The following is a 23,891-nucleotide window of genomic DNA, read 5'->3' on the forward strand; positions in this document are numbered from 1 at the left end:
TCAGGCTTTTACTCCTCCTGCCATTATACCATCCATAATTTGTTTTTCAAAGACTGCAACAAAAATAATAATCGGTAAAAGAATAATCCATCCCATTGCACTTACCAGATCCCACGGAACTCCATACATGTTGTCACGCAGCGGAAGCTGTACAATGGCAACGGAAAGAACCTGAATGCCATTTGAATAAAATAACGGTGTGAAGAAGTTATTCAAGCAGGTAATAAAGTTGATAATACACACAGTTGCAATTGCAGGTTTCATAAGTGGCAATACGATTGTAAAAAGTCTCTGTGAAAAAGTTGCACCGTCAATCGCTGCTGCCTCTTCCAGTGAAATAGGGATTTCCCCCACAAAGTTTCTCAGGATCAGAACCGTAAACGGGATAACAGTACTGATATACAGCAGAATCAATCCTGGATATGTATCATATAATTTTACTTTCTGCATGAACTCATACAATGGTCTTGCTGTAACAACCTCAGGAATTAACATAGTTGCAATAATAAATGCAAAAGCAATATTGATTCCTTTTGTAGTGAAACGTGAGAATCCGTATGCAGCCATTGCACAGAATACAGTACTGATAACCAGTGTAAGACCTACGATCAATACTGTATTTCCCACTTTTGACAAAAGTCCTACATTCTCGAGCAGGAACTTGTAGCTTTCCAGTGTCGGATGATCCGGCAGATAATCAATCGGTGTTTTAAATAATTCTCCGGAAGGTGTAATAGAGGAAATAAAAATCCAGTATACCGGGAACAGGATAATAAATGAGACAATTGCAAACAGTACCCATCTTCCACCAGCCACTACACCATGATATATGTTATATTTCTTTGAATCTTTTTTCATGGTATTTCCTCCTCTAGTTATCAATCTTGTTCATAACATGTATATTCAGCCAGCTGAATACTGCCATCACAACAAACAGTAACATTGCCAGTGCAGATGCATAACCGACATTCAGATTGGTAAACGCTTCTGTCGTGATTCTGTATGCGATCAGTGCCGTATCTTCTCCAGGACCACCTGAAGTCATAGAATATACAATATCAAAGGTTGTCAGTCTCCATAAAGTAAATGGAATAGTTAAAGTCAACACATTTTTCAGTATCAACGGTAATGTAATCTTGAAGAAACACTGGATTCCATTTGCCCCGTCTACTTTTGCGGCTTCATAGATATCACCCGAAATAAACTGCAGACCGGATAATACAAGAATCGCAAAGAACGGAAGATCTTTCCACAGATCCATGGCAATTACAGCAGCTCTTGCAGATCCTGTATTGATGAGCCAGCTATTCTGGTATCCATGGACAAACCATCTGATAAAGTCATTGATCAGACCATAATCATTATTGAATGCCCATTTTGCAGCCATACCTACAACAACTGCCGGCATTGCCCAGGGAATCAGTACAATCGTACGAAGAAAGCGGCGTCCCTTAAACTTCATATTTAATATCAGAGCAAGACACACGCCTAATATTACATGTAATATCATAGATACCACTACAAATACTACTGTAAATCGTATGGATGTAAGCACTTTTGGATCTGAAAAAACTTTCAGATAATTTTTGAATCCGCAGAATTCGTCCACTCCTGCCAGAATTCTGATGTCACAAAAACTATTTTTAACAGTCATTAAAATAGGATATAATGTTGTGAATCCACGGATGATAACTACAGGCAAAACCAGCAGCCATGGAATCCATTTCATCGATTTTTTACTGATTGTCACAGGAACTCCCTCCCTCATATCTTTAAGCACAGGTATAAAGCAGATTGTTCTGCTTTATACCTTCATTTATTATGTCAGTTTTTATGTATCAGTATTTCCAAATTCTTTAAACGAGTAATTGTTTTTTACTGATATGTCTCAACTAATTCCTGAGCTTTCTCACAGAACTCATCTACTGTGATCTCATCTTTCATGCAGGACTGGAAGATTGTTCCCATATCACTGATGAATTCCATTGTCTGCGCTACCATCGGACGTCCCTGTACATTGCACTCTTCTGCATACTGGCTGTACATTTCTTTTGCAGGATCAGTATCCGGAACAACTTTTTCTGCAACATCCTTTCTTGCAGGATATCTGTCAAATGCTTTATAGGATGCTTCCATTCCACCTTCATCTGCCATATACTGCAGGAATTTAATTGCTGCATCTTTATTCTTTGAGGCACTGTTAAGTACATAGTTCCAGGAATCTGTAAAGATTGCTCTTTCTCCGTTTCCACTGAAATCAGGTACCATTGCCATATGAATCTTGTCTTCACCAAGCATATCTGCCTTTGCATAATCAGTGCCCAGACCCCACATAAACCAACATCCGTATTTACCATCGTTTATTTTTGGATTCATCTGGTCATATTTGTCTGCAATCTCATCAATTGGTGTTTCATTGTTTGCTACCAAGTCATGCAGAAACTGAATTGCTTCCTTATTTTCCTCTTTCGTCCAGTCAAAGTAATCTCCACCAAACATATTTACAAACTGTGCAATTTCATTAAATGAATAAGTTTTTTCCCAAGAACCACCATATCCGTAACGTCCATCTTTAGAAACCGCTTCCATGTACTTCATAAAGTCTTCTTTTGTATCAATCGATTCAATTCCTACTTCATCCATAATTTCCTGATTTACCCAAAAGGCAAGATATCCGGAATATCCAGGAACACCTACGATGTTTCCGTCTTTATCTGTAATCATGTCCGCAATATAACCCTGAGCAAACTGATCAACGATATCATCTGTCATAACTGTATCGTTGAGTCCATCCAACCATCCGGAGTTCTTGAATGCAGCACTCATTTCATCGTTAATCTCAATAACATCCACGGAAGAATCTCCCGTAGAAAGAATTGTTGTGATCTTCTGCTGACGTGTGTCTGAATCGGTGGGTGCTGCAACAACATTGATATTTAATCCTGTTGCCTCTTCTACATTTGCAAGCCAGTCATCAAAATCCGGGTCTGTAGTATTGACACTATATAAAGTAAGATCATACTTCTCTTCTGCGGATACACTTACAACATTTCCCATCATTCCTGCTACCATTGTTGCAGCTAAAACTGCACTTAACACTTTTTTCCTCATATTCTCTCCTTTTCCGAACAGTTCTCTCGCATCAACTGTTCTGTGTTATTTGGTAATTAAAGAATAACAAAAACACTCTTTTTACTAAATACAATTTCTTTTGATTGATTTATATTATTTTTCGTTCTATTGTTTTTTTCATTCTGATTTTTTATAATACAGATAGCAGATGAACACTGTGTTGCATCTTTACAGAATTGCTGTATAATATGGCAATCTTCAAAAAGATACCTGATAAAATCAAACCTATTCATATAAGGAGTATTATGTGTAATGAAACTCAACTTGAAAAAAATAAATTATCATAAATGGATTCCTTCCAGATTTTCCTCATTTCAGGCAAAACTCCTGATTGCCTTTCTGGTTGCAACCCTGCTTCCTCTGACACTTGTTGCACTGGTCAGTTACCATGTTTCCTATAATCTTGCCAGAGACCGAATCACAAACTCTGCATTGATGTCTGATGAACAGCTTATTTTTCAGCTTAACAGCCGTCTGAACCAGACCGAAAACGTTGCTGACACCATCCAGTATCAGATGTACGCTTTTGAACACTCTTCCCCAGATCAGGTTGGCACCATGCAGGCATTAACATCCATGAGAAGCAATATTTCATTATATAAATCTACATTTGATTTCTTTCATATATATGTTTTTTTAAAACCGGAACAAACCGGAGCTGATGAGGGTATATATTTCTTTTCCACAGATAAACTTTTCAATTATGGAATCAGCGAATCTGAATTACATTCCATAGGTTCTTCTTCCCTGTGGCTGTTAAAGAAAAATACCACCTTACCCAGAGTTATATCTGCTTCCAAAAGAAGCGCAAATACACTGCTGTGTTTTCGTGCTCTTCAGGACAAATCCAGCAATGTTCTCGAATATGCTTATTGTATTGCACTTGACTGCGATGAATTTTCCCGGTATCTTCAGACTTCTGCTTCTGATACCGCAATTTCCAGTTACATTCTGACACCACAGGGACAAATTGCAGCTCACAGTGATTCTTCCCGTAATCAGACCTGGATTTCAGATTCAATAAAACAGATGTTTCTGGAAAATACCAATTCCTTCTTTAAAGACAATGACATCTACTATAACTGCCGCACTCTGGATAACGGTTGGCTGCATATTACGGAAATCCCGGAAAACTATATCAAAAGCAATACACAGGTACTGATCAAAACACTGTTGATCACTGTAATTATTTCTCTGCCGCTGACTATTTTTATTGTAATCCTTTTTTCCAGGAAACTGACAAGCAGAATTGCCGCACTGTCCTATGCCATGGAATCCTTTCATCTCGGACATGATCCGGAGCACCTTTCCATCATCACACTCCCGCATCCGGCCGATGCTTCCAATTATGATGAAATAGACAATCTGGGGATTACCTTTGAAGATATGCAGCACACAATTGCCCAGAATCTGAAATCAATTGTCAGTCTCTCCATTAATGAAGAACGGCTGAAATATCAGTTATTACAATCACAGATCAATCCACATTTTCTCTACAATATCCTTGGAACCATCCGAACCTGCCAGGCACTTGGCAAATTGGATATTGCAGATCAGATGCTGACAAATCTGACTGCCTTTTACCGACTGACGCTGAGAAAATCAAAAGAACTGATACCGATCAAAGACGAACTGGAAATTGCCCGCCTGTATCTGGAAATGGAGAAACTCTGCCATAAAGATAATCTTAACTGGGAGATCAATGCCGAAGACGGAATAGAAAATTTCACGATCTGCAAATTTACATTACAGCCATTCCTGGAGAATTCTATCCTGCACGGTCTTTCAGCCGATACACCTGAAGTTTTTATTTCCATTCAGGTACTCTACGGTGATGATACCGTAGTGATATCCATTGAAGACAATGGAGCCGGAATGTCTCCGGAGACACTGGAACAGCTCCGATATGCCATAGACAACAAAGTCATAAATTACGAAAAACATTTTGGAATTTCAAATGTAAGCGCCCGCATTTCCAATCCTTTGTACGGTAACGGCTCTGTGCGTATTGACAGCCATCCCGGAAACGGTACCTATGTCACAATTGAATTTCAACAAATGGAGGATACAGATGAGGAAAATAATGATTGTAGATGACAATTATCTGTCAGCAGAAGGAATTGAAAAGAACATAGACTGGGAAGTTCTGAACGCAGAAATCGTACATATCTGCTACAACGGAACCTCTGCGATAGACGCTATGAAAAAAGAACCTGTAGATTTGATCATCTCAGATATTGAAATGCCGGATCTGGACGGAATTTCAATGAGCAGGCAAGCACTGGATATTAATCCAATGGTAAAAATCATACTGATCAGTGCCTATGATAAATTTGAATATGCAAGACGCGCTCTGCTTCTTGGTGCATTGGATTATATTGAAAAACCTCTGGATTACGCATATCTGATCCAGAAAGTAAAAAATGCTTTTGCCCTGATGGAACGTGAGCAGAAAAATCTGCAGTTGCTTAAACAGAGCAGGCCTTTGCTTATCGAAAAATTTTTCCGTGATATCACTCACCGTTCCAGGCAGGAGGCTTCCTATCGTCTCAAACCTTATCTGAACTACCTGAACCTTAAACTGGATTATGATTTTTATAACGTAGTGATTCTTGAACTGGAAAATGCACAGTCTCTCAGGGATTCCTATGGCATTGAGAAATTTCAGATGGAACTGCTGAATCTTCGTGATCTGATCACAGAACAAACCTCAGAATTAAATTATATTTATCCCCTGCAGGATATTGATGGTTATCTGTGTGTGATCGGACAAAGCGGCTGCCAGTCCGGAAATTTTCGCCAGCTTACCTATAAAATCATTTCTGCACTTGTAGATAACTGCAATTCACAGGGACTGGTTCTGAATGCCGGAATCGGTGCCATTGTACAGGATCTGTGGGATCTGAACCGTTCTTATGAAAGTGCAGTTCATGCACTGGATTATCGTTTCTTTTTCCCACACCAGAACGTATTTGACGGACGTGAGGCTCTTGGACATGACTTATCTGCCACTGATTTCTCCGATTCCAGAGAGGAGGAATTAATCCGCCTTCTGTGTAAAAAGGATGTTTCTGCAATTGACTCCTGGTTTCAGGATTTCTCCAGATGGCTTACTGAGAACTTCCGCACCAAAAGTTTCGCATTTATCCAGATCTACTCTCTGCTTGGAAGGATTCTGAAGTTTTTCTATGAACTAAACCTGGATACCCATGATCTGGAAGCAAAGATCCTGTATGTATACAATCATCTGGAAGAATTTCATACCACAGAAGAACTATGCGGCTGGCTCAACGAACTCTGCCGCCTTCTCTGCCGGAAACTGGATTCTTCTCTGAATGATTATCACCAGAAATTATGCGAATCTGTAACTTCATATATTGACGAAAACTATGCCAGCAATACTCTGTGCCTGAACGATATCGCCAGCGAAGCCAATGTCAGCCCGGCTTATCTGAGTGCCCTCTTTAAAAAGAAACAGGGCGTGAGTATCAGTGACTATATCACTACTCAGCGAATCAACGCCGCCTGCCGTTATCTTACAGCCACAAACATGACTCTGAAGGAAATCAGTATGAAATGCGGTTACGCCAATCAATATTATTTCAGCACAAGCTTCAAGAAAAAAATGAATGTCACTCCATCTGCATACAGAGATACTCAGACGTCAAAATCTTAGCTTTTACTTGTGTTTCCCTATAACTCCCTGTATAATAAAAAACAATGTCTATTATCATGACATCTTTTTTATATGAGTGCGCAGTCAATTACCTTTTACCGCCACTACATCTGTTTTGCGGAAAACCTGTCAGTGGCAGTTGTGGTAAATGCCAATATACTTATTATAAGGAGATTTAAAATGGGGGTAACTGAAAAAACAGCAATTCTTGTTATCAGCTTCGGTACAAGTTATGAAGAAACACGAAAAAAAACAATTGAACAGATTGAATCTGACCTGCATCATGCATTTCCGGAATATCCGTTATACTGCGCATGGACAAGTCCCCGTATCCGCGCCAAACTCCGGAAGCGGGACGGGATCCACATTATGGATATTGATGAGGCAATGACCCAGCTGAAAGCGGACGGAATTCGAAATGTCGTTGTACAGCCAACCTATGTGATCACCGGATTTGAGAGTGATGCTATGAAAGAAAAAGTTCTTGCACATAAAAAGGATTTCGATTCTGTCATTATCTGTGATTCTCTGATGGTTACAAAACAGGACAAAGAAGAGGTCTGTCAGGCTATGGCACAGGAATATCACCCTGATTCTGATGAAATTCTCTTATTTATGGGACATGGAACAGAGCATGTTGCCAATGAACTTTATCCTGAGATGGACGAACTGTTTAAGCATTTCGGCTATTCCAATATGCATATGGGAACGGTTGAAGGGGATTTCTCCATTGAAAGCTTTCTGGATAAATTAAAAAATCTGCATCCGGCTCATGTTCATCTGGCACCTTTTATGATCGTCGCAGGTGATCATGCTACCAATGATATGTCCGGAGAGGACGATGATTCCTGGAAAAGTATTCTGGAAAAAGAGGGATATTCTGTCAAATGTACTCTGAAAGGTCTTGGCGAGATCCAGGCGGTCAGAGATATTTTTATCCGCCATACCAAAGCCGGACTGGACAGACTTTCAGAAATCCAGGCTTAAACGCAGCAGGAAATCAAGTGTACATTCAAGTCAAAAATTACTGTTCACAACAACACGCTTCGCAGGATATTACCAGTGAACCAATGTCAAAAGGAGCATACCACATTAAGTTCTTATTAATGTGGCAGCTCCTTTTTGTCTTTCCTTTTTTGAATATGTATTTTTCCTGATTATTTAATGACTTCTTTTTTTCTTCTTTTTATTAGGATTATTCAGTACAGACCAGCAGAATGCCTGAACAAGAAGTATTCCGATAAACGCCCCTATACTGTCGATTCCCACATCCTTTACCGCAGGTGTACGGGCATCCACAAAAGACTGATGATACTCATCCAGCCCTGCAAATCCCACACAGACAATTCCCGCAAGAAGCATCAGCCAGATTCCTCTCACACCATAGACATATAAAGGAAAAGAAATAGCGATAGCCAGCAGAAAATACTCTGTCATATGTGCCGCTTTTCTCACATAGTAGTGAATTCCATCTGCCTTATAGGCAATCTCTTCACTGCTCAGATTCTCTGACAAAAGCTCGCTCTTCGTTTCTATGATCTCATAACTTATTTTATAGCTCAGATTACCTGAAACTTCACCCGGCTGGGCTGAGAACGAAAAGATGATATACATCATCAGCAGTGCCGGTAAAAAAGACAACGGTTTCAGCAATGTGATCAATATTTTCATTCTTTCTCGTTTTCCCCGTCTTCCTCTTCGTCTTCCAGATTCTTAACCATATTAGCCCTTTCAGCAATGCTCATTGATCTGTTCTGCCCGGATGCATCCTCTTTCTTCAGTTCTCCGCCTGCGGCAGCTTCCATTGCCGCATTCTTCGCTGCTTTTGCTTTCTTGATCTTCTCTTCTGAGAGCATATTTTTAATGCCGAAAAACAGCAGACCAGCACCAATAGCTGCAAATGCAATTCCGGCAAGCATAAATCCCATACTGGTTCCTTCTTCGCCTGTTACATATCCCTTACAGAGACTGTAACTTGTATACAACAGATACACTCCCGCCAGACTCCAGAGTATAAATCTTCCATTGGAGACTTTCTGTTCTTCTGTATCCGGCTCTTCTTCCCCGCTCTTTGCAATTTTCTGCGTATCTTCCTGCTGAATCTCTGCCGGGCTTTGTTCCAGCAGTTCTTCGTTTTCGTTTTTCTCCATAAAAACCTCCTCATATTTATAACTGTTCAACACCTTAACAGATGAAACTATCTTATCATTTTTTCTGTGAACCTCACATGACTGAAGTCACGTGCTTCCAGACGCTTTAGGCGTCAGACTGAATATCGGCGGATACGCCTGTAACTTAGGTGCGCAGTTATGCGCATTTCCCATGCCAGATATGGCTGGTTCCCACATTACAGGTAGTCCGCTGTATATCTGCCTGTATCTATGCTGCTTTTAAGAATTCCATTTCTGAATGGAGTTTTCTCAGATCTGCATAGACGCATGAGGTTCTACGCTTTACAGGAGGGACTTTTGCCTCCAGCAAAGACCTTTCCGTTACCGGAAGGGGTTTTAAAAGTTCTCTTATAAAATATCTGGCTCCTATATTATAGGATGCTGACAGGTCACAATTATATCGTTTTCCTGTCTGGAAAGTACAGAGGCTGTAATCTTCCCAGTCACGTGTTACCGCCCCGGAACCATCATAAGCCAGTCTGCTGGTGTTCCATGCACAGATCCGGGATACCCGCATCCTTTTCCTGTGTGCCTGATGTTCACAGCGTCTTTGGATATCCCGCTTTCTCCACAGGTGCAGTTTCTGCTTTTTCTTTCCCGGTATCTTCCCCTGCATCTCCAGATACTCGAACACGATCACATCTGCATGGTTTTCTTCCGCATATCTTACGATCGCACCTGCAATCTTTTTACCCAGTTCTGTGTTCAGACGTTTCGTATACGTCCATCTTCCCTGTGTCTGCGCAGAACCATGTTCCCTCTGGAATCTGCGGATCCGTCCCAGTGCGCGGTACATCCGGTCTTTTTCACTGGGATGATCTATGAATTTTCTTCCCAGGACAGTTCCGTCTGCCCGCATGATGGTACAGACTGCATCGGTATTGATCCCCAGGTCCACGCTGCAGATGACCTGTTCTTTCACAGGTGTTTTGGTAAGTGTTACTTCTTCTGTATAGGTAAAACGCAGGAAATATTTATGGTGTCTTTTCTCCAGTGTCGGGGCAGATGCTTTTTTTCCTGACCAGTATTTTCTCAGATATTCCATATCCGTATGCTCCAGACGTACACAGAACCATTTCCAGTCATGGCCGTCATAGATTTTCAGGTATGCTTCGTCTTTCCTTTCCGCTCCCTCACGGTACATGACATCACGGTAGAAGACCGGCATGGCGTGGTTTTCATATACAAGCTTTGGTTTCCCACTCTTTCCGTCTGTCTTTTCCCATAGATCCAACCGTGTTTTATAAGAGGATACTGTCCCCAGTGCATGCTGGATGGCAGATCTGCGCAGATAGGAAGGCATCTTTGGGAACCGGATATCAAAATCAAAACAGGCATGGTTTTTCTTCGTAGTATGTACCAGATGTTCTGCAGCATTAAAACGCCTCTTTGCATCCGGGATTTCTGCTAATTTTTCCCATACCTGCACATAAATCCCAATCAGATAACTGACAGCAGAACGGTAGATCTCCAGTGTCTGGCGGACCGGGATATTCTGTTTTCGTAATTCTACACCATAACTGGATATTATCTGCATTTTTATTTCTCCCTGATAACTCTTTTCTCAGATTCTGTTGTTTTTTCTACTACCTATGGCTATATTTTAGCACATATAGTGCCAGAAGTAAACATCCGTTCTTTCTTTTGGTAAAAAATTTGCGCGTCTAACTCATCACTAAAGTAACGAGAATGCGACGCACAATTATTCAAACGTAAAGTCTTATACCTTAACAGCGAGAAAGACTGCCGAATTGCTCCGACAGTCTCTCATTTTTTACAAGTTCTCCCTGTTCTGCCGCCGGATTTTTCTCCGTACAGCCTGCACAGCCAATGCTGAAAACAAGTATCAGCAACAATATCATTTTGTTTTTTCCCAATATCCGGTTCTCCTCTCTTAAAATGGATTTTAATGGTTCTATAGCAATTCGCAGCCATCAAACAACAAATAGTTACAGATCGTTATAGTTTAACCGGATATCTCTCCATTTTATACATCCACTCAGAAACCTTTTTTTCTCATATAGACAGCAATATCACGATAAACCTGCTCCTTGCCGATCTCATTAAGAATTTCATGACGCATTCCCGGATACAGTTTCCCCTTTACATCTTTATAACCGGCCCGTCGCATAGCCCGCACTGTCTTTGCAAAATGGCGCACATTGATCAGACAGGGATCCTCAGCCCCGCTTACAAACAATACCGGCATATCTGGATTTGTACAGGAAAAATGCTCCACATCATAGGCACGCTTCATCAGTTCAAATAATGCCAGATACGCATCGTCCGTAAAAGTGAAACCACACAATTCGGATTCCTCATATTCTTTCGCCACATCAGGATCAGAACAGATCCAGGCTGTACATCTCTTATCCTTTCGGAATTTCATTGCCCCTGCACCAAATGACATTGTTTCGATAAGTTTACTTCTGTGTCTCGGTCCAAAGACTGCTTTCTCTGTCTTTGCAATGGCAACTCCCAGAGGCATGGCAGTATTGTAGCTTGGAGAACCGCACACGATCAGCATATCTACGCAGCTGTCATGTTCTGCCACAAATGCCCTCACTGCCAGCGAGCCCATACTGTGCCCCATCAGGATCAGCGGAAGTTCCGGATAGTATGCATGGATTTTCCTGTTCACTGTCCGGATATCCTGAAGCATCGCCTGTGCTCCCCCACCGTATGTAAAGCCGAGATCATCCTGATGTTTTACACTTTTTCCATGTCCTCTGTGATCATGGATCACCACCACATATCCAAGCTTTGCCAGATACTGCATAAACGGGATATATCTATCTTTATGCTCACTCATTCCATGAACCAGCTGTACAATTGCACGATAGGGTTTCTTATCCGGTATCAGTGCCATGACCGAAATCTCAAGCCCGTCTGCTTCTGATTTAAAAGAACTCTCATACTTCATAGATCCACGCCTTCTTTCTGTATTTTCGCATATTATTGTTTATGTTATCCGCTCTGATGTTACACTCTGATTACTATAATTTTGATTATAAGTAAGACAATTGCCATTGTCAACGCATTCTGATATAATCAATTATATCGTTACTGTTCACTCTTTTTCTCAGTAACGCAGATATAAAATTGAAACTTTTTAACATAATACGTTTCAGAGCAGTTATGCTCTAGAGTGTGTCTGAAAAAGGCTTTCTGCAAGATGTGCGTCACAATTTGTGGGATATTTTGCCCGGATGAGGGCGCCGTAGCGGGCTACGGCAACTGAATTCGGGTGAAATATCCCGCAAAGTGGGGCGTGCAGATTGCGGGAATGATTTTTCAGACACGCTCTAAAGTGTGTTTGAAAAATCATTCCCACAAATTGTGACGCACATCTTGCGTAAAGCATTTTTCAAGCATACTCTAAGACAGGAGGCAATATGACAAAAAGTAATAAAAAAGGACATGCCGGGCTGATCATTTTCATTCTGATCCTGATTCTCGCCATTGGAGGAGGTACCGGCTTCTATTTCTATCAGCGACAGCAGCCACGAAAAGCAGTGGAACATTTTCTTGACAGCATGAAGAAAATGGACTTCGACACGATGGAATCCCTGATTCAGAGCAGTGATCTCACCGCACTGGACAATGCTGATATCCGAGATGCCGCATACACAGATTTCTTCTCAGAGATCAACAAAAAAATGACTTATAAAATCACGAAAAACAGATTTGATATTCAGAATGGTACAGCTTCTGTCACAGCACATATCACTTACATTGACGGAACTAATATTTATAAAGCAACTATCACTGAATTTCTCCGTCAGATCGTTTCCAACGCTTATGCCGGAAACAAGCTTACAGAAGAAGAGACACAGGCAAAACTTGCTTCTATTCTGAGTGAACAGGCAAAAAAAGTGGAAAAAGATGTATTCTCCGAAACAGATATCACCTATCCGGTGATCAAAACAGATTCCGGATGGAAAATTGTTTCTCTGGATGATGAGACAGTAAAAATCATGTCAGCAAACTTCAAGAGTGTTGAAGAAGAAATAAACAATTCCCTCAACAATATGGACAGTGAAGATTCCTCAGGTTCTTCTTCCAATGCATCGGAAGCATCTGCAGATGATACGCTTAATCTCACAACAGAAAAATTTACGATCAAATATACCAAACATACGATTACCAAAGACTTTGCCGGAAATCCATGTATTATGGTTTATTACGATTACACCAATAATTCTTCCTCTGCATCCAGCGCAATGGTTGATGTCAGCCTAAAAGCCTACCAGCATGGAGAATCCTGCGAGGCAGCGATTCCCGAGAATAATGACGATGCGATTGATCATTTTACAGCTGAGATTCAGCCCGGACAGACCGTTAATGTATGCCAGGCATTTACACTGACAGATGAGAGTGATGTAACGGTTCAGGCACAGGAGGCATTTTCCTTTGATGAGGATGCAACTGCCAGACAGATACTTAAAGTAAAATAATCCGATTGTCAGACAGAGTTCCTCAATTGAGGCAGGGAACTTATTTGATTCTGTTAAAATATGCACAGCGATTCAAAATTAATTTGAACCTGCTGTGCATATTTTTTGTCTTCCATGGAACAATATGAAATGTAATAGCTTTATGATTCCTGTCAGAGCTGTCTGCAGCCACAGGGAGACGAAAGGATGGTGACTTATGGGAAGTAAATGTTTAAGATATACGGCACTGACGATTTCCATCATCGGAGCTGTTAACTGGGGACTGATCGGTTTTTTCAATCTGAATCTGGTTGCTCTCCTTTTCGGAAGCATGAGCTGGATTTCCAGAATCATATATGGTCTGGTAGGAATTTGCGGTCTCTGTCTTCTGAGCTTCTACAGCGATTCAGATTCTGAATCAGAATAAAAAAAGGACTTCGGATTCTCCGAAGTCCCAAGAGCGATAGACGGGGCTCGAACCCGCGGTCTCGACCTTGGCAAGGTCGCGCGTTACCAACTACGCCACTATCGCACAAGCGGGTGATGGGAATCGAACCCACGTATCCAGCTTGGAAGGCTGGTGTTCTACCATTGAACTACACCCGCAGATATTCAGTTAAAAGAGCGATAGACGGGGCTCGAACCCGCGGTCTCGACCTTGGCAAGGTCGCGCGTTACCAACTACGCCACTATCGCATAAGCGGGTGATGGGAATCGAACCCACGTATCCAGCTTGGAAGGCTGGTGTTCTACCATTGAACTACACCCGCACAGCTTGTTGTCTGTGCATCTCTGTCGCATCAACGAAGATTAGTATATATGATGAAACTGTATTTGTCAACACTAAATTTAAATTTTTTTCTGTTTTTTTAACAACACATACAAATTATCATCTGGCAGACAATTTTGTCAGGCGGATAAAATTATCCGTTTCGCTACTCAGCTCTATACCGAATAACTGCTACGCAGTTTATCAGAAGGAGCTTTCACTCCTCCTGATATAAGCAAATTTCCACCTGCTGCTTATTACTTTCCACGATGAAAGCCTGGACTCACTGTATATGATGGAACCTGTCAGGAAAACAAAATTTTACAGTGTTAACCAGAGATCAGTTCTCCCAATCCCATACATTCGTAGCTTCCACTGAACTTCTTGGTTTCTTGATCACAAGCTCAGGACTCTTCGCACTGACCTTGGTGTTTGCCGGAATAGATGCTGTAATAAAGGTATTACCTCCGATGATCGTATTCTCTCCTATCACAGTCTCACCGCCCAGCACAGAAGAGTTAGAATAAATCGTCACATTATCTCTGATCGTCGGATGTCTCTTCACATTGGCAAGCAGCTGTCCCTGACGGGTGGAAAGTGCGCCAAGAGTCACGCCCTGATATAACTTCACATTCTTTCCAATCTCTGTAGTCTCACCGATTACAACACCGGTTCCATGGTCAATGAAGAAATATTCTCCAATCGTAGCACCCGGATTGATATCGATACCTGTATAACCATGTGCATATTCAGACATAATTCTTGGAATAAACGGCACATTTTCCAGATACAGAACATGTGCAAGTCTGTATACATAAATTGCATAAAATCCAGGATAAGAGAAAATGATCTCCTCTTTACTCTTGGCAGCCGGGTCACCGTCAAAACCTGCCTGCAGGTCAGTCAGCAGCATACGCTGAATTTCCGGAACATTTGCAAAAAATCGCTCTGTAATCTGCTCTGCATGTTCTTTGGCCTTCTGTTCTTCTTCACCCTGATATAAAAATGCAATCTCAATCTGCTCCTGCAAGCAGTCATACAGATCATTCAGGCGATATGCCACATAATGCTCCGGAAACACGCTGGCACTGGAATCCACACTGAAATATCCGGGAAAAATAATAGACCTCATATCTTTAATGAAGTTAATAATCTCTTTCTTATTTGGAAGACGTTCTCTGTCCTTTCCCAGAAAGAGTTCTTCTTTACGGTAAGTATCTGTCAGCTTCTCCACAGCCTCCAGAATTGTTTTCTTCTTATCTGTCATAATCGTCACCTATCTGCTTTCCTCGCAGCTGCTTATTATCCCCAGACAATAGCAATCCAGAGGGTACACAACCGCATTTTGTTATTATCTTATTACAGCAAAACCAATTCGTCAATAAAAAAAGAATTGACCTTTCCGTAGATTCCTTATATAATAAAAAACAGTTCCAGTTACACTTCAGAACTGTTTCTAATCTTAATATGGAGATGTACCCAAGAGGCTGAAGGGACCGCACTCGAAATGCGGCAGGCCGGGCAACCGGTGCGAGGGTTCAAATCCCTCCATCTCCGCTCTTTCTTTGTAAAATTCTTTATAATAAAAATGCACAATAAGCTTGACAATCGTTGCTTTTATATGTATAATTGCAACAGTAAAAGAAATTTTACAAGTTGGTTTTGATAGGGGATTGGTCAAATGGTATGATAGGGGTCTCCAAAACCTTTGGTGGGAGTTCGATTCTCTCATCCCCTGCTCTTAAAAACGCTCGAAAGCCTTGTATTTACTGGGTTTCGGGCGTTTTCGTTTTATCTCGGATGATCAAAAGTAATCATAGAAGTAATCAAAAAGATACTATATGAATCTATTATACTGATCCACATAGTATCTTTTTCAGGCAATCTACAATATTGTCAACAAATATTTCTTCTTAATCTTCTACTTTTCAATCTTCTCTTTTTTTCTGGGTCTTCTCCGCATTGCTGTATGCCATGGCATAAAAGATTTCCTGGGAATTGAGTTTGACATCATTCAGGCTTCTGTCTGCATAATTTCCTGTTTCTGTCAGTCTCTTTCCTTTTTCATCATCATTCATCATGGTCTCGAACATCCAGTCCAGACGTTCCTTTAATTTCTCATTAAGAACCGGAGCAGCCACCTCCACACGACGGACTGTATTTCTTGTCATAAAGTCAGCAGATGCAATATATATTTTTTCTCTTTCTTTTGTACCGAAACGGTAGATTCTGGAATGCTCCAGATAACGGCCTACAATACTTACAACCTTGATATTCTCTGTATATCCCTTAATCTCCGGAATCAGACAGCAGATACCTCTGACGACCATCTCTATCTTTACTCCTGCCTGAGATGCTTCCACCAGTTTATTGATGATCACCTTATCTGTCAGGGAATTGATCTTGATTCCAATATAGCCTTCCTTTCCCTGTTTCACCTGGTCGATTTCTTCCTGTATCATATCCAGAACTCTGTTCTGCAGACATTTCGGTGCAACCAGAAGAAGATTGGATTTCTCAACAACTTCCCCTTTCAGAAGTGCCGCAAACACTTCTGCTGCTTCTTTTCCGATTTCCTGGTTTGCTGTGATCAGCGACAGGTCTGTATAAAGTGCAGATGTTTTTTCATTATAATTACCTGTACCGATCTGTGTAATATAGGACACACCCTTATCTGTTTTTCTGGAGATCAGGCACAGCTTGGAATGTACTTTATATCCATTCAGTCCATAGATTACTCTGCAGCCAGCTTCTTCCAGTTTTCTGGAATATTCAATATTGCTTTCCTCATCAAATCTGGCTCTCAGCTCTACAAGTACAACAACTTCTTTTCCGTTTTCTGCTGCTTCCACCAGAGCATCTACAATCTGGCTCTTGTCCGCCAGACGATATAATGTCATCTTGATGGATACAACAGAATCATCCTTTGCAGCCTCATTCAGAAGATTAATAAAAGATCTGATATTTTCAAATGGATAGGATAACAGTACATCTTTCTTCATGATCTGTGGAATCAGGGCACTCTTGTCATCTAGCTCCGGTGTCATTCTGGGAGTTCTTCTCTGATAGAAAAGTTTGTCCTGGGCAGTATTCCTCAGATATCCCTGAAGTCCGAATACAAAGGACATATCAAGCGGAACCCTGGTCAAAAATACGTGTTCTTTATCCACATGAAGCTCCTTACAGAGTGAACTTATCATCTTTTTATTTAATTCTCTGGATAATTCCATTCTTACAGGATTCATTCGTCTTCTCTGCTTGATCAGATTCTCCATTGCATCCCTGTAATCCAGATCCTCATCATAAATGGTTTCTGTATCAATATCTGCATTTCTGGTAATACGGAGCAGCGCTTTCTCCCTGATCTCATAACTCTTAAACATTTTCGGCAGAAAATGAAGAATCAGTTCCTCTGAAAGCATGAAAGTCCCTTTTCTTGTAGGAATATCGATCAAACGTCTGAATACAGTATTACTGCAAGGGATAATAGCTGTTTTTGTTTTTCCACCCTTGCTCATCAGTGATGCCACTGCATAAATATTTTTATTTTTCAGGAATGGAAATGGCTGCTGTTTGCTCACAATATTTGCAGACAGATACGGTGCGATCTCCTGATCAAAATATGTTTCCAGAAGCTTGCCTTCCTCTGCCGATAATCTGTTAAAATTGATCAGACGCACTCCGTAAGGCTCCAGTTCTCCCATCAGCTGTTCATAGATAGCTGCCTTTTTCTGATCCAGATCTCTGGTGGCCTGAATGATTGCAGTTACCTGTTCTTCACTGGTCATGTTTGTTTTATTCTCACGTATTACTTCAGATGCTTCCATCTGATCCATCAGAGTTCCGACTCTGACTCTGTAAAATTCATCCAGATTTGACTGATAAATAGCGGCAAATGTCAGTCTCTCTGCAAGCGGAACTCTTGGATTTCCCGCCTCATTTAAAACTCTCTCATTAAACTTCAGCCAGGACAGTTCTCTGTTCATCATATATACAGGTACCGTAATTTCTTTTGTCTTTTTCTGTTGTTTTTTCATTCGGATAATTCCTCACTCTTTTTATTCGTGATATCAGTGGCAAAATTTATCAAACCTTTTGACTCTGACATCCCATAACGTTTAGAATTATAAACTTTGAATATCAATTCCATGGAATGTCCATGTTATATTTACGTAAAATTTCCAGTCAAACAAATAAATTTATCTGTTTCTCAATAAAAAAGTGATTTCTGCTATTCTATAGCAGTCCTTTCGCTACCTGTATTTTCTGTACGCTTCCCAGACTTACTGCCATACAAAGAACAGATAATACGAGTTTTGCTTATAGCATAGATGATTATCCAATAAAAAACAAGACTGCCCAGATTATACTTCGGACAGTCTCGCTTTTTATTTACTCATTCACCGGATTCACATGAACCATACAGTGTTTTACATTTTTAAAATTCTTCTCTATACTATGATGAACATTTTCCGCAATGTCATGTGCCTCATTCAGTGGAATCTCACCATCTGCTGAGATTTCAATATCCACATACATCTTAGAACCAAATAATCGTGTCTGGAGAAGGTCGATTCCCTTCACTCCTTTCACTCCCATGATCACTTCTCTCATGCTCTCTTCTGTTGCCTCATCGCAGGAATGGTCAACCATCTTATCAATTGCATCTCTGAAAATATCCACAGATGCTTTCACGATCAGTACACAGATTGCAACACTGGCAATCGGATCCAGGATCGGGAAGCCAAGTCTTGCACCCAAGATACCGATAAATGCACCAACAGAAGACATTGCATCTGAACGATGGTGCCATGCATCCGCCATCAGTGCACCGGAATTTATTTTCTTCGCAGCACTTCTGGTATACCAGAACATCCACTCCTTCACTACAATAGAAACAACTGCCGCAATCAGTGCCAATGTTCCGGGAATTGCAATGCTTGCTCCTGAAGTACTCTTAATAATGTTCTCAATTCCACTCATGCCGATTCCGATACCGGTTGCCAGAAGTAACCCGGACAAAATAATGGAAGATACACATTCCATCCGCTCATGTCCATACTGATGCTCCTTATCGGATTTTTTGCTGGATAAATTCACACCGACTATTACTACGAAAGTACTTCCCACATCAGATGCTGAATGAATCGCATCTGAGATCATGGCACCTGAATGTGCCAGAATTCCGGCAAGTAATTTAAATAAGGAAAGTAACAGGTTTACTGCAATACTCACACCTGATACCTTCATTGCCACCTTATGTTCCCATGCAGGCTCTTCCTTCTTAGCTGTCGTGTTACTGTTTGTCTTGTCTGACATTGCTGTCATGTTTAATTTTTTTGTCTGTTCCATAACCAGGACCTCCTAAATTTTCTTTTCAAATATATAAGCTTTTGTACTTTCCTATATTTGAGTTTACAGGTTCTTCTTATGTCACATACATTGCGCCACAGTCAGAAAACATATTTCCTTTCTGTGACTTATCAAAGTGCGGTCTTACAGGGGTCTTTTTGTATTTCGGAACTGCACCTGTCTCAGAAAATCCTCCTAAAAAAATCCCTCTAAAAGAAAATCTTTCCAAAACATACTTTTCAGAAAACAAAAAGACACACCTGCGGAACATACACTGTCCCACAGATATGTCTGAAAATTTTCATATCTGCTGCCGCTTCGCGCGGCCCGGCCCCACGCCCTCGAGCATCTCGGGCATCGCCTGCTCAGTTTGTACTGTTGATCTCGCATTCTGTTGAATGTAATGCAGTGCAAAGAGAATATAAATATTTTTTCTGATAATACACTATAGTATATCGGTTAGTCAAGCCAAATGTTATTGAAAATTTTTATCATGATGAAACAATATTCTGCAGCCACACACCCTTCTTAACCAGCACAAATCCAATCACACACTTAATCAAATCCGCCAGCTGCACACATGCATAAATCACAAGCACATGAATCCCTGTATAACGACTCAGCACAAACGCGATTGGCACACTGACGCACCAGATAAACACACTGTCAAACAGGAACGTAATAATCGTCTTCCCACCGGAACGCAGAGTAAAATAGGTTGCATGCAAAAACGCATTCTGCGGCATAAAGAATGCAGTGATCATAATCAGATACTTCGCCAGCTCCCTTGCCTCATCATTGGTATTATAAAGCATTGGAAACAGCGGCGCCATAACAAACATCACCATTGCCACACAGGTACAACACATCACTGAGAACGCGATCATCTTGTTATCTGTATCTCTCGCTTTCTTCATATCTCCCGCACCCAGAAGCTGTCCCACAATAATCGCAACAGAATCTCCCAGCGCAATAAACACAATATTAAACACATTGTTGATGGTATTGGAAATATTCAGCGAAGCAACCACATTCAGCCCTCGAATCGAATAACACTGAGTCAGCATCGCCATGGCAGAAGCCCATAAAGTCTCATTAAACAACAGCGGTGTACCCTTGACCAGAATCTTCTTTGTCAGATTCGCAGGAACCTTAAGCGTGCTGTACAGCCCCTTTGCAAATGCATTCTTCTCCGTATGCCTGTGTGTCCAGCCTATTACAATTGCCGCCTCCACATAACGTGACAGCACAGTTGCGATTGCCGCACCTCTCACACCCAGTCTAGGGAAGAAAAATACACCATAGATCAACAGATAATTAAACAACAGATTCACACAGATTGCCACAACCCCGGCTTTCATTGGCAGAACAGTCTCTCCGCACTCTCTCAGAGTACTGGAATAAATCTGCACCATCATAAACGGCGGCAATCCCAACAGCATAATATCCAGATACTGCTTTCCATACTTAAGCGTATCTGCGATCTGCTGCGCAGTACCCTCTCCCTGAAGATACATACTGATCAGATTCTCTCCAACAGTAAAAAACAGCAAAATCGTTCCAATCGTCAGAATCACAGCCATCCAGAACTTATACCTGAATGTCTGCCTCACACCCTCGTGATCCTTCTGTCCAAAATACTGTGCCGTGAAAATACCCGCTCCGGATACCCCTCCGAAAATGCACAGATTATAGACAAAAATCAACTGATTCACAATGGAAGCCCCCGACATCTGCTCCGTACCGATCCGCCCGATCATAATATTATCCAGCAGACTCACGAAATTCGTAATTCCATTCTGAATCATGATCGGAACAGCCACAGCCAGAACCATCATATAAAACTTCCTGTCACCGATAAACTTCTTACGAAACGATGACCTTTCTTTCGTCCTCTCCATAAAACTTTTCCTCATCCTTCTTCACAAAAACAGACTGTCCCGAGACAGCCCTCGCCTTAAGCGTTGTATCACCTACATTACTATAAAACCCCCAACATTTCAACCCCATATCAATAAATTTATACTACCATTTTCTATTCCGTTTCTGTTCCGTTTTTTCTCCACTCCATATCTGATAACACACTTCCATACTATCATTCACAGTCCCAGCCAGTTCACAGCGAAGAAAAATAAATGTTTTTAACCACATCTACAGGGGGTGTAGCAACTCTTAGTCTTTGGGAATTTGCGTTATGTCAGAAAAATTCACTGTCTGAGCGAAGCGAGTTTGAATTTTTCTGGCATGGTTTTAGCAAATTTCCAAAGGCTTAGAGTTCCTGCCCCCGCAGCCGTGGTTCAAAACATTTATTTTTCTTCGCGTCCCCTTTGAAACCATAAAAAAGCTGTCGTCCCCAATAAATGAGGAAACGACAGCTATTCAAAAAGTATTTGCAAGCCTATTTAATAGCACCCTCAACCATACCATTCATAATCTGCTTCTGAGCAAGCAGGAATACGATGATCATCGGAATCATTGCCAGGAGTGCTGCAGTAAGGATCAGATCCCACTGCTTAACATAAGAACCAACAAACGCCTGTACAGCAACCGGAAGAGTCTTAACCTTACCATTCTGTCCTAACATCAGAGAAGGAAGAAGGTAATCGTTCCAGATCCACATACCATTCAGAATAGTAACAGTAACAATAACCGGTTTCAGAAGCGGAAGGATAATGCGGAAGAAAGTTCCCTCAGGAGAACATCCGTCAATCGCTGCTGCTTCTTCCAGTTCATATGGAATACCTTTAATAAAACCAGTTAAGATAAATACTGTCATAGCACCACCGAATCCACAGTATGCAAATACAATACCAGGAACAGACTGAAGCATGTTGATTCCAAGGAATTTACCTACATCACGGAATGTAGAAACCAGAGGAAGCATAACTACCTGGAAAGGAATTGTCATGGATGCGATGAATGTCATGTAAATAGCTGTGGACCATTTTGTCTTGTTACGGCAGATAACCCATGCAGCCATACCACCGAATAAAGCAAGTAATACAAGGGAAACAACTGTAATGATCGCAGATGTTCCGAATGCACTCCAGAAACTGAAGTTGGAGTTGTTGACAACGTTTGAAATATTTGTCTTAAACTGTGCAAAGCTTGCACCTGCAAAGCTTACAGGATTTGCAACAATACCGTTTGCATTCTTAAATGTATTAATAAGTACCAGATAGAAAGGAGATAATATGTACGCTGCGATAACAATCGCAACAGCTGTAAGCACTACCTTTGGAGTTTTCTTCGTAACCATTACATTTCAACCTCCTTCTTATTGGAAATTCTAACCTGAATAATAGATACAGCAGCCAGGATAATGAAGAACAGAATAGCTTTCGCCTGACCAAGTGCATAATTGTTCTTGGAGATTGCTGTATTGTAAATATTCAGAGCCAGCATCTGAGTACCGTTTGTCAGATAGTTTCCGAAGAAACTTGCGACAGAACCTGTACCATTTGTCAAAGCCATGTTAACATCGAACTGTTTGAATGCTGATGTTAAGGTAAGGAATGTACAGATTGTAATTGTAGCTGCGATCATCGGAATCTTAATCTTAAATAATGTTGTAACAGCATTTGCGCCATCGATCTGAGATGCTTCCAGTACATCTTTAGGTACCTGTGTCAGACCTGTTACATAGATCAGCATGATATAACCTGCATACTGCCAGATATAAACAACGATGATAGCCATCATAGCTGTGTTTGTCTTTGACAGAAGTGAAATATTATTTGTCATCTTGATCAGTACGTTGTTAAATACGAACTGCCATACATAACCAAGTACGATACCGCCGATCAGGTTTGGCAGGAAATAGGAAGCTCTGAAGAATGAGAGTCCCTTAATCTTAGAGGTACAGAGTAATGCAAGCATAAACGCTACTACATTTACCAGAACCATATTCAGAACTACAAACAGAATTGTGATGATCAGTGACCAGAGGAAACTTGGTTCACTGAACATTGCCTTATAGTTTGCAAATCCTATAAATCCTGTCATCTTGATTCCATTCCAGTCTGTAAAGGAATAGAATACACCAAGGCATAATGGAATAATAACTGTTACTACAAATGTAAATAACAACGGAAATACAAATATAAAGTTAACGATGCTTCTGTGATGTTTTAATGTTGGGAATAAATACATTCCCAGTAAGATGCCAATTGCACCGATGATCAGCGCCGGACCTCTCCAGCCAGCTCCGCTTCCGGAAATATCCTGAATCAATGCTGCTGCCAGTAAAATAATACCGGCTATCAGGCATACCATGGAAATTGCTTTTTTACTAGCACTGTTTGTATTCATTTTGCCTTCATCCTTCCTATTTCTTATTTCAAAGCAAAAATCAA

The 23,891-nt window shown here is 41.0% G+C and carries 19 protein-coding genes, 6 tRNA genes, 2 pseudogenes and 1 riboswitch; of the genes and pseudogenes, 8 read left to right on the top strand and 19 right to left on the bottom strand.

The genetic code is table 11. The features are described from left to right. The 3 genes from ACESZG_RS17265 to ACESZG_RS17275 form a co-directional block, all read right to left on the bottom strand. Complete coding sequence (locus ACESZG_RS17265; protein WP_025580568.1) at positions 1-858, bottom strand: carbohydrate ABC transporter permease; 858 nt, start codon at positions 856-858, stop codon at positions 1-3. A gap of 13 nt (positions 859-871) precedes the next feature. Next, positions 872-1,768 carry a carbohydrate ABC transporter permease gene (locus ACESZG_RS17270; RefSeq protein WP_044996795.1) on the bottom strand — a complete coding sequence of 299 codons (897 nt, stop codon included), beginning with the start codon at positions 1,766-1,768 and terminating at the stop codon, positions 872-874. Between the two features lie 107 nt (positions 1,769-1,875). Beyond that, positions 1,876-3,111: an ABC transporter substrate-binding protein gene (locus ACESZG_RS17275; RefSeq protein WP_025580566.1), complete on the bottom strand. Its 1,236-nt coding sequence runs from the start codon at positions 3,109-3,111 to the stop codon at positions 1,876-1,878. A 273-nt stretch (positions 3,112-3,384) separates the two neighbouring features. On the opposite strand from ACESZG_RS17275, the gene ACESZG_RS17280 reads away from it, so the two are divergent. The 3 genes from ACESZG_RS17280 (at position 3,385) to ACESZG_RS17290 (ending at position 7,795) form a co-directional block, all read left to right on the top strand. Continuing rightward, on the top strand, positions 3,385-5,229 hold the full coding sequence (locus ACESZG_RS17280) for a sensor histidine kinase (RefSeq protein ID WP_020993405.1): 1,845 nt from the start codon (positions 3,385-3,387) through the stop codon (positions 5,227-5,229). Then, a complete protein-coding gene (locus ACESZG_RS17285; RefSeq protein WP_025581244.1) occupies positions 5,204-6,808 on the top strand; it encodes an AraC family transcriptional regulator in 1,605 nt (534 codons plus the stop codon). The genes ACESZG_RS17280 and ACESZG_RS17285 overlap by 26 nt, the downstream gene beginning before the upstream one ends. A 180-nt stretch (positions 6,809-6,988) precedes the next feature. Further along, positions 6,989-7,795 (top strand): sirohydrochlorin cobaltochelatase, encoded by an 807-nt coding sequence (locus ACESZG_RS17290; RefSeq protein ID WP_025581245.1) that lies wholly within the window; start codon positions 6,989-6,991, stop codon positions 7,793-7,795. Between the two features lie 174 nt (positions 7,796-7,969). Here ACESZG_RS17290 and ACESZG_RS17295 read toward each other — a convergent pair whose 3' ends face one another. The 6 genes and pseudogenes from ACESZG_RS17295 to ACESZG_RS17320 form a co-directional block, all read right to left on the bottom strand. Next, on the bottom strand, positions 7,970-8,479 hold the full coding sequence (locus tag ACESZG_RS17295) for a VanZ family protein (RefSeq protein WP_025581246.1): 510 nt from the start codon (positions 8,477-8,479) through the stop codon (positions 7,970-7,972). Further along, positions 8,476-8,958 (bottom strand): hypothetical protein, encoded by a 483-nt coding sequence (locus ACESZG_RS17300; RefSeq protein WP_025581247.1) that lies wholly within the window; start codon positions 8,956-8,958, stop codon positions 8,476-8,478. The genes ACESZG_RS17295 and ACESZG_RS17300 overlap by 4 nt, the downstream gene beginning before the upstream one ends. A 229-nt stretch (positions 8,959-9,187) precedes the next feature. Further along, a complete protein-coding gene (locus ACESZG_RS17305; protein ID WP_020993408.1) occupies positions 9,188-10,516 on the bottom strand; it encodes an IS200/IS605 family element transposase accessory protein TnpB in 1,329 nt (442 codons plus the stop codon). 190 nt (positions 10,517-10,706) lie between these two features. Then, positions 10,707-10,856: a hypothetical protein gene (locus ACESZG_RS17310; RefSeq protein ID WP_155513426.1), complete on the bottom strand. Its 150-nt coding sequence runs from the start codon at positions 10,854-10,856 to the stop codon at positions 10,707-10,709. Positions 10,857-10,978: 122 nt separating this feature from the next. Next, on the bottom strand, positions 10,979-11,902 hold the full coding sequence (locus ACESZG_RS17315) for an alpha/beta fold hydrolase (protein WP_227311583.1): 924 nt from the start codon (positions 11,900-11,902) through the stop codon (positions 10,979-10,981). A gap of 213 nt (positions 11,903-12,115) precedes the next feature. Next, positions 12,116-12,217 (bottom strand): annotated as a pseudogene (locus ACESZG_RS17320) (DUF6783 domain-containing protein); the annotation flags it as partial. On the opposite strand from ACESZG_RS17320, the pseudogene ACESZG_RS17325 reads away from it, so the two are divergent. From ACESZG_RS17325 to ACESZG_RS17335, 3 genes and pseudogenes are all read left to right on the top strand, one after another. Next, positions 12,176-12,322 (top strand): annotated as a pseudogene (locus ACESZG_RS17325) (DUF6783 domain-containing protein). The pseudogenes ACESZG_RS17320 and ACESZG_RS17325 overlap by 42 nt on opposite strands. Before the next feature lie 52 nt (positions 12,323-12,374). Continuing rightward, a complete protein-coding gene (locus ACESZG_RS17330) occupies positions 12,375-13,436 on the top strand; it encodes a DUF5067 domain-containing protein (RefSeq protein ID WP_118587179.1) in 1,062 nt (353 codons plus the stop codon). A gap of 196 nt (positions 13,437-13,632) precedes the next feature. After that, the gene (locus tag ACESZG_RS17335; RefSeq protein WP_373218823.1) at positions 13,633-13,842 is read left to right on the top strand and encodes a DUF378 domain-containing protein; all 210 of its coding nucleotides are present in this window, start codon (positions 13,633-13,635) and stop codon (positions 13,840-13,842) included. A 32-nt stretch (positions 13,843-13,874) separates the two neighbouring features. Here the strand turns inward: ACESZG_RS17335 and ACESZG_RS17340 are convergent. From ACESZG_RS17340 to epsC, 5 genes are all read right to left on the bottom strand, one after another. Next, positions 13,875-13,947, bottom strand: a tRNA-Gly gene (locus tag ACESZG_RS17340). 3 nt (positions 13,948-13,950) lie between these two features. Then, positions 13,951-14,021: transfer RNA gene (locus ACESZG_RS17345), tRNA-Gly, on the bottom strand. Positions 14,022-14,038: 17 nt separating this feature from the next. After that, a tRNA-Gly gene (locus ACESZG_RS17350) sits at positions 14,039-14,111 on the bottom strand. A gap of 3 nt (positions 14,112-14,114) precedes the next feature. After that, positions 14,115-14,185, bottom strand: a tRNA-Gly gene (locus ACESZG_RS17355). A gap of 339 nt (positions 14,186-14,524) precedes the next feature. Beyond that, positions 14,525-15,451 carry a serine O-acetyltransferase EpsC gene (epsC, locus tag ACESZG_RS17360; protein ID WP_008705761.1) on the bottom strand — a complete coding sequence of 309 codons (927 nt, stop codon included), beginning with the start codon at positions 15,449-15,451 and terminating at the stop codon, positions 14,525-14,527. A gap of 202 nt (positions 15,452-15,653) precedes the next feature. Between epsC and ACESZG_RS17365 the strand changes: the two genes are divergently transcribed. Together ACESZG_RS17365 and ACESZG_RS17370 are read left to right on the top strand one after the other, a co-directional pair. Beyond that, a tRNA-Ser gene (locus ACESZG_RS17365) sits at positions 15,654-15,741 on the top strand. Between the two features lie 110 nt (positions 15,742-15,851). Beyond that, positions 15,852-15,922, top strand: a tRNA-Trp gene (locus ACESZG_RS17370). 190 nt (positions 15,923-16,112) lie between these two features. On the opposite strand, the gene ppk1 is transcribed toward ACESZG_RS17370, so the two are convergent. The 5 genes from ppk1 to ACESZG_RS17395 all read right to left on the bottom strand — a co-directional run bounded on the left by ppk1 (position 16,113) and on the right by ACESZG_RS17395 (position 23,847). Next, on the bottom strand, positions 16,113-18,221 hold the full coding sequence (gene ppk1, locus ACESZG_RS17375; RefSeq protein ID WP_020993411.1) for a polyphosphate kinase 1: 2,109 nt from the start codon (positions 18,219-18,221) through the stop codon (positions 16,113-16,115). A gap of 355 nt (positions 18,222-18,576) precedes the next feature. Next, entirely contained in the window at positions 18,577-19,503 is a 927-nt protein-coding gene (locus tag ACESZG_RS17380) for a cation diffusion facilitator family transporter (protein WP_373218836.1), read from the bottom strand. Positions 19,504-19,808: 305 nt separating this feature from the next. After that, positions 19,809-19,915: riboswitch (NiCo riboswitch) on the bottom strand. A 112-nt stretch (positions 19,916-20,027) separates the two neighbouring features. Then, positions 20,028-21,437: an MATE family efflux transporter gene (locus ACESZG_RS17385; RefSeq protein WP_022380860.1), complete on the bottom strand. Its 1,410-nt coding sequence runs from the start codon at positions 21,435-21,437 to the stop codon at positions 20,028-20,030. Between the two features lie 497 nt (positions 21,438-21,934). Next, positions 21,935-22,795 carry a carbohydrate ABC transporter permease gene (locus tag ACESZG_RS17390; protein ID WP_008705790.1) on the bottom strand — a complete coding sequence of 287 codons (861 nt, stop codon included), beginning with the start codon at positions 22,793-22,795 and terminating at the stop codon, positions 21,935-21,937. Continuing rightward, the gene (locus ACESZG_RS17395) at positions 22,795-23,847 is read right to left on the bottom strand and encodes a carbohydrate ABC transporter permease (RefSeq protein ID WP_055058735.1); all 1,053 of its coding nucleotides are present in this window, start codon (positions 23,845-23,847) and stop codon (positions 22,795-22,797) included. The genes ACESZG_RS17390 and ACESZG_RS17395 overlap by 1 nt, the downstream gene beginning before the upstream one ends. Between the last annotated feature and the right edge of the window lie 44 nt (positions 23,848-23,891).

The sequence above is a fragment of the Blautia sp. Marseille-P2398 genome (assembly GCF_964240315.1).
In the GTDB taxonomy this organism is placed as follows: Bacteria; Bacillota; Clostridia; order Lachnospirales; family Lachnospiraceae; genus Blautia_A; species Blautia_A wexlerae.

Bases quoted from the DNA above. Each gene is read 5' to 3' on its own strand.
- ACESZG_RS17265 (WP_025580568.1), bottom strand. From the start codon at position 858: ATGAAAAAAGATTCAAAGAAATATAACATATATCATGGTGTAGTGGCT.
- ACESZG_RS17270 (WP_044996795.1), bottom strand. From the start codon at position 1,768: ATGAGGGAGGGAGTTCCTGTGACAATCAGTAAAAAATCGATGAAATGG.
- ACESZG_RS17275 (WP_025580566.1), bottom strand. From the start codon at position 3,111: ATGAGGAAAAAAGTGTTAAGTGCAGTTTTAGCTGCAACAATGGTAGCA.
- ACESZG_RS17280 (WP_020993405.1), top strand. From the start codon at position 3,385: ATGAAACTCAACTTGAAAAAAATAAATTATCATAAATGGATTCCTTCC.
- ACESZG_RS17285 (WP_025581244.1), top strand. From the start codon at position 5,204: ATGAGGAAAATAATGATTGTAGATGACAATTATCTGTCAGCAGAAGGA.
- ACESZG_RS17290 (WP_025581245.1), top strand. From the start codon at position 6,989: ATGGGGGTAACTGAAAAAACAGCAATTCTTGTTATCAGCTTCGGTACA.
- ACESZG_RS17295 (WP_025581246.1), bottom strand. From the start codon at position 8,479: ATGAAAATATTGATCACATTGCTGAAACCGTTGTCTTTTTTACCGGCA.
- ACESZG_RS17300 (WP_025581247.1), bottom strand. From the start codon at position 8,958: ATGGAGAAAAACGAAAACGAAGAACTGCTGGAACAAAGCCCGGCAGAG.
- ACESZG_RS17305 (WP_020993408.1), bottom strand. From the start codon at position 10,516: ATGCAGATAATATCCAGTTATGGTGTAGAATTACGAAAACAGAATATC.
- ACESZG_RS17315 (WP_227311583.1), bottom strand. From the start codon at position 11,902: ATGAAGTATGAGAGTTCTTTTAAATCAGAAGCAGACGGGCTTGAGATT.
- ACESZG_RS17330 (WP_118587179.1), top strand. From the start codon at position 12,375: ATGACAAAAAGTAATAAAAAAGGACATGCCGGGCTGATCATTTTCATT.
- ACESZG_RS17335 (WP_373218823.1), top strand. From the start codon at position 13,633: ATGGGAAGTAAATGTTTAAGATATACGGCACTGACGATTTCCATCATC.
- epsC (WP_008705761.1), bottom strand. From the start codon at position 15,451: ATGACAGATAAGAAGAAAACAATTCTGGAGGCTGTGGAGAAGCTGACA.
- ppk1 (WP_020993411.1), bottom strand. From the start codon at position 18,221: ATGAAAAAACAACAGAAAAAGACAAAAGAAATTACGGTACCTGTATAT.
- ACESZG_RS17380 (WP_373218836.1), bottom strand. From the start codon at position 19,503: ATGTCAGACAAGACAAACAGTAACACGACAGCTAAGAAGGAAGAGCCT.
- ACESZG_RS17385 (WP_022380860.1), bottom strand. From the start codon at position 21,437: ATGGAGAGGACGAAAGAAAGGTCATCGTTTCGTAAGAAGTTTATCGGT.
- ACESZG_RS17390 (WP_008705790.1), bottom strand. From the start codon at position 22,795: ATGGTTACGAAGAAAACTCCAAAGGTAGTGCTTACAGCTGTTGCGATT.
- ACESZG_RS17395 (WP_055058735.1), bottom strand. From the start codon at position 23,847: ATGAATACAAACAGTGCTAGTAAAAAAGCAATTTCCATGGTATGCCTG.